General features: G+C 71.6%; 14 protein-coding genes. 3 read left to right on the top strand and 11 right to left on the bottom strand.

Annotation, left to right across the window (positions count from 1 at the left end; all coding sequences use genetic code 11):
* Positions 1 to 19 precede the first annotated feature (19 nt).
* The gene (locus AQJ11_RS31150) at positions 20 to 1192 is read right to left on the bottom strand and encodes an acyl-CoA dehydrogenase (RefSeq protein ID WP_059265380.1); all 1173 of its coding nucleotides are present in this window, start codon (positions 1190 to 1192) and stop codon (positions 20 to 22) included.
* A 332-nt stretch (positions 1193 to 1524) separates the two neighbouring features.
* On the opposite strand from AQJ11_RS31150, the gene AQJ11_RS31145 reads away from it, so the two are divergent.
* Positions 1525 to 2757 carry a glycoside hydrolase family 18 protein gene (locus tag AQJ11_RS31145; RefSeq protein ID WP_014671475.1) on the top strand — a complete coding sequence of 411 codons (1233 nt, stop codon included), beginning with the start codon at positions 1525 to 1527 and terminating at the stop codon, positions 2755 to 2757.
* Positions 2758 to 2771: 14 nt separating this feature from the next.
* Here AQJ11_RS31145 and AQJ11_RS31140 read toward each other — a convergent pair whose 3' ends face one another.
* The 5 genes from AQJ11_RS31140 to AQJ11_RS31125 form a co-directional block, all read right to left on the bottom strand.
* A complete protein-coding gene (locus AQJ11_RS31140; RefSeq protein WP_014671476.1) occupies positions 2772 to 3419 on the bottom strand; it encodes a TetR/AcrR family transcriptional regulator in 648 nt (215 codons plus the stop codon).
* Between the two features lie 100 nt (positions 3420 to 3519).
* Positions 3520 to 3660 (bottom strand): SCO1431 family membrane protein, encoded by a 141-nt coding sequence (locus AQJ11_RS48490; RefSeq protein WP_103816500.1) that lies wholly within the window; start codon positions 3658 to 3660, stop codon positions 3520 to 3522.
* Positions 3661 to 3779: 119 nt separating this feature from the next.
* Positions 3780 to 5147 carry a peptidase C39 family protein gene (locus tag AQJ11_RS31135; protein ID WP_041665022.1) on the bottom strand — a complete coding sequence of 456 codons (1368 nt, stop codon included), beginning with the start codon at positions 5145 to 5147 and terminating at the stop codon, positions 3780 to 3782.
* Between the two features lie 208 nt (positions 5148 to 5355).
* Positions 5356 to 6882: an amino acid permease gene (locus tag AQJ11_RS31130; protein ID WP_244218428.1), complete on the bottom strand. Its 1527-nt coding sequence runs from the start codon at positions 6880 to 6882 to the stop codon at positions 5356 to 5358.
* A 54-nt stretch (positions 6883 to 6936) separates the two neighbouring features.
* Entirely contained in the window at positions 6937 to 7893 is a 957-nt protein-coding gene (locus AQJ11_RS31125; protein WP_175252091.1) for a hypothetical protein, read from the bottom strand.
* Between the two features lie 275 nt (positions 7894 to 8168).
* On the opposite strand from AQJ11_RS31125, the gene AQJ11_RS31120 reads away from it, so the two are divergent.
* Together AQJ11_RS31120 and AQJ11_RS31115 are read left to right on the top strand one after the other, a co-directional pair.
* Complete coding sequence (locus AQJ11_RS31120) at positions 8169 to 8789, top strand: uridine kinase family protein (RefSeq protein ID WP_208616658.1); 621 nt, start codon at positions 8169 to 8171, stop codon at positions 8787 to 8789.
* Between the two features lie 429 nt (positions 8790 to 9218).
* Positions 9219 to 11090 (top strand): AAA family ATPase, encoded by a 1872-nt coding sequence (locus AQJ11_RS31115; protein WP_058079816.1) that lies wholly within the window; start codon positions 9219 to 9221, stop codon positions 11088 to 11090.
* A gap of 72 nt (positions 11091 to 11162) precedes the next feature.
* Here AQJ11_RS31115 and AQJ11_RS31110 read toward each other — a convergent pair whose 3' ends face one another.
* The 5 genes from AQJ11_RS31110 to AQJ11_RS31090 form a co-directional block, all read right to left on the bottom strand.
* The gene (locus AQJ11_RS31110) at positions 11163 to 12236 is read right to left on the bottom strand and encodes a hemolysin family protein (RefSeq protein WP_059265377.1); all 1074 of its coding nucleotides are present in this window, start codon (positions 12234 to 12236) and stop codon (positions 11163 to 11165) included.
* Complete coding sequence (locus tag AQJ11_RS31105; protein WP_014671484.1) at positions 12233 to 13567, bottom strand: hemolysin family protein; 1335 nt, start codon at positions 13565 to 13567, stop codon at positions 12233 to 12235. The genes AQJ11_RS31110 and AQJ11_RS31105 overlap by 4 nt, the downstream gene beginning before the upstream one ends.
* Before the next feature lie 164 nt (positions 13568 to 13731).
* Positions 13732 to 14202: a PH domain-containing protein gene (locus AQJ11_RS31100; protein WP_059265376.1), complete on the bottom strand. Its 471-nt coding sequence runs from the start codon at positions 14200 to 14202 to the stop codon at positions 13732 to 13734.
* 16 nt (positions 14203 to 14218) lie between these two features.
* Positions 14219 to 15067, bottom strand: a complete 849-nt coding sequence (gene hisG / locus AQJ11_RS31095; RefSeq protein ID WP_014671486.1) for an ATP phosphoribosyltransferase — start codon at positions 15065 to 15067, stop codon at positions 14219 to 14221.
* Positions 15068 to 15122: 55 nt separating this feature from the next.
* Positions 15123 to 15395: a phosphoribosyl-ATP diphosphatase gene (locus tag AQJ11_RS31090; RefSeq protein WP_014671487.1), complete on the bottom strand. Its 273-nt coding sequence runs from the start codon at positions 15393 to 15395 to the stop codon at positions 15123 to 15125.
* Between the last annotated feature and the right edge of the window lie 26 nt (positions 15396 to 15421).

The raw sequence follows: 15421 nt of genomic DNA, 5'->3' as shown, positions 1-15421 counted from the left end.
ACGGTGCTCACGGGCCAGTTCAGCGACCTTCTGGCCCCGCCACGTGACGGGCGATGACCATCCGCTGGATCTGGTTGGTGCCCTCGACGATCTGGAGGACCTTGGCCTCGCGCATGTAGCGCTCGGCCGGGAAGTCGGCGGTGTAGCCGTAGCCGCCCAGTATCTGCACCGCGTCCGTGGTGACCTTCATGGCGGTGTCGGTGCAGTGCAGCTTGGCCATGGCGGCCTGCTTGGCGAACGGCCTGCCCGCGTCCCGCAGCCGGGCCGCGGCGAGGTACAGCGCGCGGCCCGCCTCGATCTGGGTGGCCATGTCGGCGATCATGAAGCGCAGGCCCTGGAAGTCGGCGACGGGCCGGCCGAACTGGCGCCGCTGGGTGGCGTAGCGGACCGCCTCGTCCAGTGCGGCCTGGGCGAGGCCGACGGCGCAGGCCGCGATGCCGAGCCGGCCCGAGTCGAGCGCCGCCAGGGCGATGGAGAAGCCCTGGCCCTCCTCGCCGACGCGCCGGTCGTCCGGGACGCGGACGCCGTCGAAGTGCACCTGCGCGGTGGGCGAGCCCTTCAGGCCCATCTTCTTCTCCGGCGCGGCACCGCTCAGACCGGGGGCGTCGCCGGGCACGAGGAAGGCGGTGATCCCGCGCGGGCCGTCCTCCCCGGTGCGGGCCATCACGGTGTAGAAGTCGGCGATCCCGCCGTGGGTGATCCAGGCCTTGGTCCCGTCGATCACCCAACCGTCGCCCTCGCGGACGGCCTTGGTGCGCAGGGAGGCGGCGTCCGAACCGGAGGACGGCTCGGAGAGGCAGTACGCGCCGAGCAGGCCGCCGCCCAGCATCGCGGGCAGGTGCTCGACCTGCTGCTGCTTGGTGCCGTAGGTGGCGAGGGCGTAGGACGCGAGCGTGTGGACGCTGACGCCCAGGCCGACGGTGAGCCGGGCCGCGGCCAGCTCCTCCAGGACCTGGAGGTAGACCTCGTAGGGCTGGTCGCCGCCGCCGTACTCGGACGGGTACGGCAGGCCCAGCAGCCCTGATTCGGAGAGCAGACCGAAGATCTCGCGCGGGAAGCGTCCCGCGTCCTCCTCCTCGGCCGCCCTGGGCGCGATCTCTCGCTGGGCGATCTCCCGGACGAGGGCGAGCAGATCCCTCGCCTCTTCCGTCGGCAGTTGACGCTCCACCGGCTGCGGGTCGCGGTCGGACATGGCGTCGGGCTCCTCCCTGTTCGGGCACCGGCGGTCCGGCCCGGGGTGGGGGGCGGCTCCGCCTGGTGATCGCGCTTCGCCGAAGGCGCCCGCTCCCGGGTCTCGGAAGCTGCTGACCAGCGGCATGCGCAGTGAGTATGCCCGATCAGCGACCTCCCGTCACCAGTTAACGACCGCTTACTTCAGGAGTCCAGTCGGAGCCGTACGCGGGGGCGAGATTGGTCCGAACCATTGACCTAGTGGTCTAGTCCTCCTAGGGTGCATGACCAACGCTTTACCGCGTTCATGCCAATCGGCGCACGTCCCCCTCTCCCCCACGAGGAGACACCCGAATGCACACGTCCCACCGCTCCCTCGTCCGGGCCCTCGTCTCGGCCGCGTGTACCGCCGCCCTCGGCGCCGGCCTGCTGGCCCAAACGGGCACGGCGACCGCGGCGGCACCGAGCGCCCCGCGGGCGGCGGCCGGCTCCAAGGTCGTCGGCTACTTCACCGAATGGGGCACCTACGACCGCAAGTACTACGTCAAGAACGTCGAGACCTCCGGCTCCGCCGCCAAGCTGACCCACATCAACTACGCCTTCGGCAACGTCACCGGCGGCAAGTGCGCCATGGGCGACTCCTACGCGGCCACGGACCGGGCCTACACCGCCGCCGAGTCCGTCGACGGCGTCGCCGACACCTGGGACCAGCCGCTGCGCGGCAACTTCAACCAGCTGCTGAAGCTGAAGAAGAAGCACCCCGGGCTGAAGATCCTGTGGTCCTTCGGCGGCTGGACCTGGTCCGGCGGCTTCGGCGAGGCCGCGAAGAACCCGGCCGCCTTCGCCCAGTCCTGCTACGACCTGGTGAAGAACTCCAAGTGGGCGGGGGTCTTCGACGGCATCGACATCGACTGGGAGTACCCGAACGCCTGCGGCAACACCTGTGACACCAGCGGACGCGAGGCGTTCAAGAACCTGATGGCCGCCCTGCGCTCGAAGTTCGGCTCCGGGAACCTGGTGACCGCGGCGATCACCGCGGACGCCACCAGCGGCGGCAAGATCGACGCGGCGAACTACGCCGGCGCCGCCCAGTACGTCGACTGGTACAACCCGATGACGTACGACTACTTCGGCGCCTGGGACGCGACCGGCCCGACCGCCCCGCACTCCCCGCTGAACTCCTACTCGGGCATCCCCAAGGCGGACTACCACACGTCGGCGACGATCGCCAAGCTCAAGGGCCTCGGCGTCCCGGCCTCCAAGCTGCTCCTCGGCATCGGCTTCTACGGGCGCGGCTGGACGGGCGTCACCCAGGCGGCCCCCGGCGGTACGGCCACGGGCCCGGCGGCCGGGACGTACGAGCAGGGCATCGACGACTACAAGGTGCTCAAGACCAAGTGCCCGGCGACCGGCACCGTGGGCGGCACCGCCTACGCCAAGTGCGGCAGCGACTGGTGGAGTTACGACACCCCGGCCACCATCGCCACGAAGATGACGTACAAGAACCAGCAGGGCCTCGGCGGCACCTTCTTCTGGGAGCTGAGCGGCGACACCGCGAACGGTGAGCTGATCAAGGCGATCAACTGACGGTTCTTCCCGGGTCAGCCGTCCCGGCGGGCGGGCGGCGGGGCCGGGTGGGCGGGGTCCAGCTCCTCGATGGCGCGCAGGGCCCCGCCGAGCGTCTTCACCAGCAGCTCGCACATGGTCTCGCGGGACAGCCGGGGATGGCCGATCCAGTCCAGGGCGGCGCCCTCCACGCTGCACACCCAGGAGAGCAGACCCATCCGGGCCACCGGGGAGATGTCGGCGCGGCCGTAGGCCCCTTCGGCGATGGTGGCGACGATCGCCTCGCGCACACCGTCGCGGATCGCGTGCACCTCGGTGTCGAAGCCGACGCCGCCGCTGACGATGGTGCGGTAGGCGGCCTGGTGCTGCTCGGCGTAGCGCAGGTAGCCGTCGATCGTGCGGTGCACGCGGTCCACGGCGGGCAGCTGGACCCCGCCGGCGGCGGAGGTGACCAGGTCGGCGACGGAGTCCTGGATGATCGCCAGGTAGTAGCCGCGCTTGGACCGGAAGTAGTAGTAGATCAGGCCCTTGGCCACCTGGGCCTGGCGGGCGATGTCGTCCATGGACAACGCGTCGTAGGACGTGTCGGCGAACAACTTCCGCCCGATGGCGATGAGTTCGGCGCGGCGCGCCACGGAGCGCTCGGTGCCGCGCGGCTGGACGACGGCACCCTGGTGCGGCATGTTCAAGACCGGCCCTGATCTGGCTACGACGGGACAGCCGCAGTATGTCAGAACAAGCCGCACGCGTGAGCGGTGTGTCCAGAGGCGGGTGCGCGTCGGTTCAGAGCAGGCCGAGCTGGGTCACCAGCATCGCGAACACCGCGACGAGGACCCAGCCCAGGACGTGCTCGACGATCTTCGGGCCGTCTTCCTGCGGGCCGCCGGTGACGGCGCGGGTGGCGGTGGCCGGGTGTGCGGTCATGGTGTTACTCGCAGAGGTCGGACGTGTACGGCGGAATCCCCCCACCCATCCGTCCACCATGCCACCCGCGACGGCGTGCGCGGCGATGAGCTTGGTCACAGGCCGCGCGCACCGGGGCTTTAGTACACGCCCACCGCGGCGAGCGCCTTGCGCTGGTGCGGGGTCGGGTGGGCCGGGAAGTAGAGGTAGCAGACCCCTCCGGTGCCGGAGACGACCTTGCCGGAGGCGTTGTACCGCTTGGTCCGCAGCCAGATGTTCTCCCACTCGCGCCGCCGGTAGACGCGCCGCACCGCCTCGTCGCCCGGTGAGGCGGGGTCGTTGGCGATCACGTCCCCGTCCGCGGTGAAGCCGATGACGGTCATCAGATGGCCCGAGGTGCCGTAACCGGCCCCCGTCAGCTCCTCCTTGAGGAACGACTGGGACGTTATGGCCGGGATGCCGGCCGCGATCAGCGTCTCCAGGTCGGTGAGGGAGGCGAGCCGGGTGACCACGCCCTGGAGACCGTCGTAGGTGGCCGCGTAGGCGGCGTTGAACGGCCAGTTGCCGCAGCCCTGGTACTGGTGGTCGTAGGTGTACCGGGCCGCGTGGCAGACCTGCGGGTCCGCGTAGGACGGGTCGACCCAGGACAGCTGCTCGGGGGTGAGCCGGCCGCCCCAGTACTCGATGATCATCTGCGAGGAGGTGGGGCTGCACCAGGCCTCGCCGCCGTTGTCGTACTCGGGGTACTGGCCCTTGTGGATCTCCTGCGAGTAGCGCGGGACGGCGAGTTCCTGGGCGAGGCCGGGGGTGGAGGCCGGCACGGTGAAGCGGTCGGGGATGTCGGAGCCCATCGCGCCGAGCCGCCAGACCGTCGGGGTCAGGTGCGTGCCGGGCCGGCGGTAGAGGGTCAGGCGCAGCCGGTACGACGCCAGGCGCAGGCCGGTGCTCGCGTCGTCGATGGCGAAGGTGTCCGTCCAGATCGTGCTCCTGCCGTCGGTCTGGTCGTCCACCGAGGTCCGCTTGATGTCCTGGTCGCCGGCGGCCCAGCGGCCCATCACGTACCAGGGTGTCTCGGTGCCGTCGGAGTACGTGCCGTGCAGCTCGACCTGGATCCAGGTGCCGGCCGGGGTGTGCGCGTTCCAGGAGGCGATGACCTCGGTCGCGGGCACGGTGAGCCGGTGCACCGGGGAGGTCCAGGTGGCGTACTCCCAGGTGGCGGTGGTCCCGGTGTGCGGGTCGGTGTAGTCGGTACGGCCGGCGGGGGCGCCGATCACGACGCCGGGGCGGCTGCCGGAGACGGGCCGGGCGCCCTCGGCGGTGCCGCGGCGCCAGTCGCGGAACGTGGTCCAGGAGTGGTGGTCGATCGGGCGGGCCTGCGCCCGGCCGGGGTCGTCGGTGCCGGCGGGGCGCGGTGCGGCGGCGGCAGCGGGTGCCGCCGTGCCGGTCACCGCCGCGGCGACGGCCGCGGCCAGAACGATTCTGCGGGACGGCTGTTGGGCTTGGCTCATGGGCGCGACGACCCCCAGGGTGTCCGAGACGGGCTGATCCGGTGCGGTAACTATGAAGCAGGCCGGATCTCGCTGCCAGCACTTCGGCGCATGCCGCCGTACGAATATTGGTCTGGACCACTGGTGAGGGCGCCCGAAGGGGCGCGGGCCGTGTCGCGGCGCGGCTCCGCCGCACGAGCGCGACCGGCGCCCACGCACCCCGGCGGGCTCAGACGAGATCCATCGCGGCGACCTCGTCCGGGCGGCCGTAGCTGACCGGCCCCTGGAAGCGGCGGCGGCCGGTGGCGAACCACCACACCGTCGCCACCAGCAGGACGACGGCGAGCGCGATCGGCGCGTAGTTGAAGGAGTCGACGGTGATCGGGGAGGCCTGCGGCAGCATGAACAGGACGCTGCTGAGCAGGATCCAGGTCACCGCGAGCCAGCCGATCGGCCTGCCCCAGCGGCCCAGGTGCCAGGGACCGGGCTGGAAGGCGTCGCCGAGCCGCAGCCGCAGGAAGATCGGCACGGCGTAGGCCAGGAAGAGGCCGACCACGTTGACGCTGACGATGGCGGTGAACGCCGTGTGCGACCACCAGCCCGGCACCACCAGGGCCAGCGAGCAGCCGACCGCCAGCCAGACCGCCTTCACCGGCGTACGGGTGCGCAGCGAGACCGAGTGCCACCAGCGGGAGCCGGGCATGGCGCCGTCCCGGGAGAAGGCGAAGATCTGCCGGGTGTTGCTGGTGAGGTTGGCGAGACCGCAGAAGAGCATCGCGCCGATGACGATGAGGAGCATCACCTTGGCGGTGGTCAGGCCGAGGCCGTCGATGAGGATCTGGACCGGCGGCGCCGCGGCGCCGGCCACCTTGGCGTAGTCGCCGATGCTGTAGACGAGGGCCAGCATCAGGGCGAGGCCGGTGATCGCCGAACAGCCGATGGCGCGGGTGATGCCCTTCGGTGCGCTGACCGTCGCGTGGACCGTTTCCTCGGACATGTGGAAGCTGCCGTCGAACCCGGTGAAGGTCCAGCTCGTGACCAGGAGCCCGAGCATGCCGCCGTAAAGCCCGCTCGTGAAGCCGGTGTTGTTCTCGAAATGGGTGACGAAGGACGCGGACTGGTGGTGATCGGGCATCACGATGAGTGCGCCCACGATCACGACGAGTCCGATCAGCAGCCACCACACGGAAATGCGGTTGAGTACGGCGACGAGCTGGACGGTGTAGGTGTTGGCGAGCCCTTGGAGCACGATGATCAGGGCCGTGACGAGGACCGTCTGGTGCGCGGTCGGCCGGTAGGAGGGCCACTGCAACTGCACGAACACCTGGATGAAGGTGGCGGCGGCATAGCCGGTGGCGGCGGTGCCGCCGATCTGGCCGACGAAGTTCAGCCAGCCCGTGAACCACGACCAGGCGCCCTTGTGCCGCTTGGCGAGTTTACCGGCGGAGAAATACAGGGCACCGCTCGTCGGATAGGCGGAGGCGACTTCCGCCATGGCCGCGCCGATGAGCAGCACCATGAGCGAGACGCCGATCCAGCCGAACACGAGAATGCGGGGGCCGCCCGCGTTCATGCCGAATCCGAAGGAGGAGAAAATACCGGAGAGGATATTGATGATGGTGAACGAGATCGCGAAATTGTCGAACGCCTGGAAGCGTCGGGTGAGTTTCCGCGGATAACCCATCGCGTGCAGGGTGGCGTCGTCGTCGAGCACGACGGGGTCCGCCGCGCGGGCGCGGGCCCGGGGGGTCGACATCCGTTCCGACACAGATCGGCCTTTCTCTGGATGGGCGGGTTGGGGACGGGCGGGTCAGGCGGGGCCCGGGACGGGCAGGCCGCAGGCGCGCCGGGCCCGGGAGAGCTGCTCGGCGGGATCGCCGAAGGCGCTCCAGGGCATGCGCGAGGCGTACGGGCCCATCGCCGTGAAGACCGCCCGGGCCTCGAACGCGCGCTGGCCCATGACCAGCGCGTGCGCGAGGTAGGCCAGGTCGAGCACGGGGGTGAAGCGGTAGCCGGCCACGGTGGGCAGCCAGTGCTGGTAGATCGCCAGTGCGGTGGAGCGCCACTGGGGCTGTTCCCAGACCCGGTCGGCGAGGAGCTGGGTGGGGTTGTAGCTCTCCACCAGGGCCACCAGGGGCAGCAGCCGGAGGGCGGAGTCGGCGGGCGCCCGCTGGCTGAGGAAGGCGGCCACGTCCCAGGCCGCGGTGACCGAGCCGCCGTACCGCGTGAAGAAGCAGGACAGGAAGCGGTGGTGCGCCTCGCGGTGCCAGGGGTCCAGGGACAGGATGTGCGCGAACAGCCGCCAGGGGCCGGGCGGGGCGGTGAGCAGGCCGCGCGGGGCCGGGTCGCGGAGCCGGTGCAGCCGGGCCATGGCGAGCCGGGCGACCCAGGGGGTGGGGTCGGCGGGAGCTGCCTCGGCGGCCCGGTCGCAGGCGGTCAGCGCGATCCGCTCCAGCGCCTCGGCGCGCTCGTCACGGGCGTCGGCGGCGCGCAGGGCGCGCTGCACCGCGACCCGCGCCCACATGAGCGCGGCCTCGGGCGTCGGCTCCTCGGCGAGCCAGCGCTCCACCAGGTCGGTGCCGGCCGCCTCGGAGGCGAGGACGAGCGAGCGGTGGGCGCGCAGGGCGAAGTCGGAACGTGTCTCGACGAGCGCCTCGTGGGCGTACCGATGACGTCCGGCGCGCACATCGACGCACACGCTCGCCAGGACCCGGTCGTCGGCCGCCGGGTGCCACACATAGTGCCCTTCGAATAATTCCGCGGCCATGGTCCCCCTGCCGGTCCCCGTTCGACGCATCACGTTGCGCAGAAGGCACCTTACTCAGCGTGGGGCACACCCGGAACGTCGAATTCGACATATCGGTCAGGGGATGCGGACTGTTTATCGGCAGCTTTTGACTGGCCGCCAGCCGGTGGTTCAATGCGCGACAACCACTGGCCCTCACCCCCTGGCGGCACCGGACCCGCCACTAGACTGTTCCACGGAAAGCCCACAGGACCGGACCTCCTTCCCCCACACCGCACGACACCCCGGGAATCACCATTCACGACCTCGCCGCCCGGCTGCGCGGGCTCCCGCCCTCACTGGGACCGGTCCGGCTCATCGCCGTCGACGGGCACGCCGGCTCGGGGAAGTCCACCTTCGCCGGGCGGCTGGCGCACGCGCTGGGCGGGGCCCCGGTGCTCCACCTCGACGACATCGCCAGCCATGAGCGGCTCTTCTCGTGGACCGACCGGCTCGTGACCGAGGTGATCGAGCCCCTGGCGCGCGGCGAGAGCGCGCACTACACCCCGTACGACTGGCGGGCCCGCGCCTTCGGCACCCCGCGCCCGCTGCCGGCCGCACCCGTCGTGCTCATCGAGGGCGTCGGCGCCGGCCGCCGCGCCCTGCGGCCGTACCTGGCCCGGCTGCTGTGGATGGAGCTGCCCCGGGAGGAGTCCTGGGCGCGCGGCCGGCAGCGGGACGGCGCGGAGCAACGGGAGTTCTGGGACGGCTGGGTCGCGGCGGAGCGCGCGCACTTCGCCGAGGACCCCTCGCGCCCCCATGCCGATCTGCTGGTGCTCCAGCGAATCGCGGGATACGAGGTGCTGCCGGGACCGGCGACGACTCCCGGAGCCGGGCCGGAAGTGACGCTGAGTGACGGCCCGTCCCGGATGTGGTGAAGTCGTGAAGAGCCTTGCGGGACAAGTTCTCCCAGTGCCTCAACTCCGCTTGACCGGGGGCCCGTACAGGTCTTACGTTCTCAATGTGCGGCTTTCGGAGTCGCCCACCGACGCGAAGCCCCCGGTTGTTCCCCCGTGACCGGGGGCTTCGTTCTGCCCGCGACGACGCGTTCCGGGCTCCTCGCGCACCCGCGCTCTCACCCTCGGTCACGAAGCGCGGTGCGCCCCGTCCGCTCCCACCTCGCCGAACGCCCCGTGCGGCACCCTTCGGCACGCGCGGGTACCGCGGGTACGATGCCCTCGGTGCGACCTTCGAGCGGCTGCCTCGCGCACCGGCAACTCCGGTCCGCGGCACAGCGGTTCGACCGCGGCGGCCGTCGGGCGACCGCCCGGGGGGAACCACGGGGACACGGTCTGTGGGGGGACGTGATGGACTTCGGCACGCAGGGCCCCGAGGCCCCGGCCGACCTCGCCTGGCTGCGGGGTGTGGACGCCTACACGATGGGCGCCTACCCGCAGGCGGAGGAGGAGTTCCGCACCGCGGTGCGGATGGACCCGGGCATGGCGGACGCCTGGCTCGGGCTGCACGCGCTCCGGGTCGACACGACCACCGCGCTGCTGCGGATGTTCCGGCACCGCGACCGCTTCGGCGAACAGCGCGCCCGGCACCGCCGCAGCCTCAACTCCTGGTACTGGCTGGGCTGGTGGGTGCAGCCGGTGCTGGAGAGCCCGCGCGATCTGCTGCTGGCGCACGCCTCCCACTGGCTGGACGGCCGGCATGTGCCCGAGCTGGACCGCGCCCTCGCCGGGCTGCCCCCGGTCGACGCCGACCCGCAGGTCCGCTTCCTGCACGCCTGCCGCGCCTATCTGGTCAAGGACTGGGAACAACTGGCCCGGCACACCGATCCCCTGCTGGACGACTCCCTGCTCGGCATCGAGGCCGGCCTGTTCGGCGGCATGGCCCGGGTGCGGCTGGAGATGTACGGCCAGGCCGAGCCGCTGCTGTCGACGGCGCTGATGCGGTGCCGCAGCGAGCAGCCGCAGCGCAAGGAACTGCGCTACTGGCTGGCCAGGGCGCACGAGGGAACGGGACGCTCGGCCGCCGCACTCCCCCTGTACCGCGCGGTGCACCGGGTCGACCCGGCCTTCATGGACACCTCCGCCCGGCTCGCCGCGATCTCCGAGGGCGACGGGTACGACGAAACCGCCGACTACGCCGCGATCACGCTGACCGGCGCGGGGCAGGACGTGGTGGACGGACCGGACGGGTTCGATCCGCTGTTCGGCACGGAGGGCCGGGACCTGCGGCTGCCGGAGCCCGATCTGCCCGCCGGGCCGCTGCCGTCGGTGGCCGACCCCTCGGTGCGGACCAAGACGGGGGTGGCCGGGGTGTCCACCGCGCCGATCCCGGCCGGGCCCACCGACCCCGCGTTACTGGAGGAGGCGCTCGCCGAACTGGAGCGCATGGTGGGGCTCGAACCGGTCAAGCGCCAGGTCAAGGCGCTGTCGGCGCAGCTGAACATGGCGCGGCTGCGGGCCGGGCAGGGACTGCCGGTCCAGCCGCCCAAACGGCACTTCGTCTTCTCCGGCCCGTCCGGCACCGGCAAGACCACGGTCGCGCGGATCCTCGGCCGGGTGTTCTACGCGCTGGGGCTGCTGGGCGGGGACCACCTCGTGGAGGCCCAGCGCGCCGACCTGGTCGGCGAGTACCTGGGGCAGACGGCCGTGAAGGCCAACGAGCTGATCGACTCCGCGATCGGCGGGGTGCTGTTCGTGGACGAGGCCTACTCGCTGTCCAACTCCGGGTACGGCAAGGGCGACGCCTACGGCGACGAGGCCTTGCAGGTGCTGCTGAAGCGGGCCGAGGACAACCGGGACCACCTGGTGGTGATCCTGGCCGGCTACCCGGAGGGCATGGACCGCCTGCTCGCCGCCAACCCCGGGCTGTCCTCCCGGTTCACCACCCGGGTGGACTTCCCCTCCTACCGGCCGCTGGAGCTGACCGAGATCGGCAAGGTGCTCGCGGCGGAGAACGGGGACCTGTGGGACGAGGAGGCGCTGGACGAGCTGCGGTCCATCGCCGGGCACGTCGTCGACCAAGGGTGGATCGACGAACTGGGGAACGGGCGGTTCCTGCGGACGCTGTACGAGAAGAGCTGCGCGTACCGGGATCTCCGGCTGTCGACGTACGCGGGTTCGCTCACCCGGAACGACCTGGCGACGCTCCGGCTGCCGGACCTCATGCAGGCCTACGGTGAGGTGCTGTCGGGGCGGGGGCCGCAGGATCCGCCGGGCATGTGAGCGCCCCGGCGGGTGCGGGGAACCGCGCGGTCGGCCCGTCACCGGCCGCGCGGCTCCCCCTCACCATGCGGGCTAGCCGGCGAGCGCTTCCTCCGGCTCCCCGCTCACCCGAGGCTCCGGCATCTCCCGGTGCGCCGGGTCACGGACCTCGCCCACCAGCAGCTCCAGCACGTCCTCCAGGGCCACCAGCCCCAGCACCTTGCCGGTCGCGTCCGCCACCTGGGCCAGATGCGTGGCCGCCCGGCGCATGACCGTCAGCGCGTCGTCCAGCGGCAGCTCGGCGCGGAGCGTGGCCATCGGGCGCCACACGTGCTGCGGGACGGCCCGGTCGGAGTCCTCCAGGTCGAGGACGTCCTTCACGTGCACGTACCCCATGAAGGGGCCCTTCTCGCCGGCCGCGACCGGGAAGCGGGAGTAGCCCGTGCGGGCGGTCAGCTCCACGATCTCGCCCGGGGTGACCGCCGGGGTCACCGTGACCAGGGACTCCCGGCGCAACAGGACGTCCGTCACCGGGCGCGAGCCCAGCTCCAGGGCGTCCTCCAGGCGCTCCTGCTCCTCCGGGTCGAGGAGGCCGGCCTGGCCGGAGTCCTCCAGGAGCCGGTTGAGCTGCTCGGTGGTGACGACCGCCTCCACCTCGTCCTTCGGCTCGACCCGGAACAGCCGCAGGATGCCCTGGGCGCAGGCGCCGAGGGACACCGTGATCGGCCGGCACAGGCGGGCGAACCAGACCAGGCCCGGGCTGAGCCACAGCGCGGCCTTCTCCGGGGCGGCCATCGCGAGGTTCTTCGGGACCATCTCGCCGATGACGAGGTGGAAGAAGACCACCGCGGCCAGCGCGATGACGTAGCCCAGCGGATGGATCATGCCGTGCGGGAGGTGGATCCACTCGAACACCGGCTCCAGCAGGTGCGCCACCGTCGGCTCGGCGACCGCGCCCAGCGTCAGCGAGCACACGGTGATGCCGAACTGGGCGGCGGCCATCATCTGCGGCAGGTGTTCGAGGCCGTACAGCACCTGCCGGGCCCGGGCGGTGCCGAGCGGTTCGATCTGGCTGCGGCGGACGGAGACGAGCGCGAACTCGGCGCCGACGAAGAAACCGTTGGCGAGCACGAGCAGCGCCGCGAAGACCAGTTGGAGGACGCTCATCGGGCGGCCTCCATCACGTTCGCCACCGGGGCCGTCCTGACCAGGCGGACCCGTTCGGCGCGGTAGTGGCCGACCTGGCGGACCGAGAGCCGCCAGCCGGGCAGCTCGGCCCGGTCGCCGGGGGCCGGGATCCGGCCGAGCAGGTCGGCGACGAGGCCGGCGACGGTCTCGTACGGCCCCTCGGGCACGTCGAGGCCTATGCGCTTCAGGACGTCGACGCGGCAGCTGCCGTCCACGTCCCAGGCGGGCCTGCCGTCCTCGGGCGGGGCGGGGGCCAGTTCGGGCATGTCCTTGGCGTCGTGCTCGTCGCGGACCTCGCCGACCAGTTCCTCGACGATGTCCTCCAGGGTGACCACGCCGGCCGTGCCGCCGTACTCGTCCACGACGACCGCGATGGGCTGCTCGCTGCGCAGCCGGGCGAGCAGGGGCTGGACCGGCAGGGTCTCGGGGACCAGGAGCGCCTTGCGGGCGATCCGGCTGACCGGCGTACGCAGCCGGTCGTGCACGGGGACCGCCAGCGCGTCCTTGAGGTGGGCCATGCCGACGATCTCGTCGATCTTCTCCCGGTAGACGGGGAAGCGGGACAGGCCGGTGGCCCGGGTGAGGTTGACGACGTCCTCGGCGGTGGCCGAGTCCTGCAACGCGCTCACCTTCACGCGCGGGGTCATGACGTGCTGCGCAGTCAGTTCACCCAGCGACAGGGTGCGGACGAACAGGTCGGCCGTGTCCTGCTCCAGGGCACCGGCCTGGGCGGAGTGCCGGGCCAGGGAGACCAGTTCGCCGGGGGTGCGGGCGGAGGCCAGCTCGTCGGCGGGTTCGACGCCGAGGGCGCGGACCAGCCGGTTGGCGACCGTGTTCAGCGCCGAGATCACCGGGCGGAACAGTCGGGCGAAGCGGTGCTGGGGGCCGGCGACGAAGCGCGCGACTTGCAGCGGCCGGGACACCGCCCAGTTCTTGGGTACGAGTTCGCCGATCACCATCTGGATCGCGGAGGCCAGCAGCATGCCGACGACCACGGCGACGCCGGAGGCGGCACCCTCGGGGACGCCGAGCGCGGCGAACGGGCCGCGCAGCAGCGCGGCCAGGGCCGGTTCGGCGAGCATGCCGACGACCAGGGAGGTGATGGTGATGCCGAGCTGGGTGCCGGAGAGCTGGAAGGACAGCTCCTTCAGCGACTCCACGACCGTACGGGCGCGGGTGTCGCCGTCGGCGGCGGCCTTCTCGGCCTCCGGGCGCTCGACGGTGACCAGGCCGAATTCGGCCGCCACGAAGAAGCCATTGGCGAGGATCAGCAGGAACGCCGCTCCGAGGAGCAGCAGGGGGATGGTCACGCTGCCACCGCCTTCCCGTTCCGTCGGGCAGGGGTGGCGCAGGTACTACAGGACGATCCGTCCATCGCCGGAGGGAGTCACTCCTCGGGTAGCAGGAACCCCTGTGCACCGGGCGGCGCGCAGGGGCGGAGGCGCAGCGAAACGGCCTCCGCCCTCCAGATTAATCAAGATCTGGGCTCATGCGGCAGGGCGGAGGACGCCGAGTGGGCCTCGGCCAGCGCGCGCAGGGCCCTGGCGTCGGCGATGGCCCGCTGCTTGGCGATGCCCGGCTGGATGCCGAGCGCGGGCAGGCTGGTGCCGTCGCTGAGGTCCAGGAACACCCACGGGTCACCCGGCCGGAGGTTCACCCGGACGATCTCCGCCCAGGCCAGGCGGCGCTTGCCGGCGATGTTGACGACGGTGACGCCGGACTCGTCGGCGACGACCTTCACCCGGGCGAGCTGGGCCAGGGCCCAGAAGATCAGCGCCCCGGTGAGGATGAAGCTGAGCCGCGAGCCCGGACCGAGGTGCTCCAGCAGCATCGCGATCCCGGATATCACCAGGAAGATCACGACCCCGGCGGTGAGCAGGATCGCCCGGGTGTGTCCCGGCCGGAAGGTGACGGGGAGGCGGGGAGGAGGGGGCAGGTCGGACATCTCTCGGGCGTACCTCTTACAGGCGGCAGGCGTGGATGGCCGTGGTCAGGATGGCGCGGGCGCCGATGGCGTAGAGGTCGTCCATGATCCGCTGGGCCTCCTTGGCGGGGACCATGGCGCGGACCGCGACCCAGCCCTCGTTGTGCAGCGGGGAGACGGTCGGGGACTCCAGGCCGGGGGTGAGCGCGACGGCCTTCTCCAGCTGCTCGACCCGGCAGTCGTAGTCCATCATCACGTACGTCCGGGCCACCAGGACGCCCTGGAGGCGGCGCAGGAACTGCTGGACCTTCGGTTCCTCGGCGTCGGCGCCGGTGCGGCGGATGACGATCGCCTCGGACTTCATGATCGGCTCGCCGAAGACCTCCAGGCCCGCGTTGCGCAGGCTGGTGCCGGTCTCGACGACGTCGGCGATGACCTCGGCGACGCCCAGCTCGATCGCGGTCTCCACGGCCCCGTCCAGGTGGACGACGGAGGCGTCGATCCCCCGGTCCGCGAGGTGCTTGTCGACGATGCCCTCGTAGGAGGTGGCGACCGTCTTGTCCTTGAGGTCCTCGATGCCGCTCGCCGTGCCGGGCTTGGCGGCGAAGCGGAAGGTGGAGCGGGCGAAGCCGAGCGGCAGGATCTCCTCGGCGTCGGCGCCCGAGTCGATCAGCAGGTCACGGCCGGTGATGCCGATGTCGAGACGGCCGGAGGAGACGTAGATCGCGATGTCGCGGGGGCGGAGGTAGAAGAACTCGACCTCGTTCTCCGGGTCGACGATGCGCAGTTCCTTGGACTCCCGGCGCTGCTGGTAGCCGGCCTCATGCAGCATCTCCGCCGCAGGGCCGGACAGTGAACCCTTGTTGGGGACGGCGATGCGCAGCATGAGGTCGGCTTCCTTTGCGTGAAGGGGGTTTCTACGGCTGTGTGCGGCGGGCGGGTCAGAGGTGGGCGTAGACGTCGTCCAGGGAGATCCCGCGGGCGACCATCATCACCTGGACGTGGTACAGCAGCTGCGAGATCTCCTCCGCCGCCGCCTCCTTGCCCTCGTACTCGGCGGCCATCCAGACCTCGGCGGCCTCCTCGACGACCTTCTTGCCGATGGCATGGACACCCTTGCCGACCAGCTCCGCGGTACGGGAGGTGGCGGGATCGCCGTGGGCGGCCTTCTGCTGGAGCTCGGAGAAGAGCTCCTCGAACGTCTTCTTGGACATGGTGCTGCCCACCCTACGCGGTCGGG

Origin of the sequence: Streptomyces corchorusii (assembly GCF_001514055.1) — a bacterium.
GTDB classification, from domain to species: Bacteria; Actinomycetota; Actinomycetes; order Streptomycetales; family Streptomycetaceae; genus Streptomyces; species Streptomyces olivaceoviridis.
Note: the sequence above shows the minus strand (reverse complement) of the source record. Positions and strands in the feature narration are given on the sequence as shown.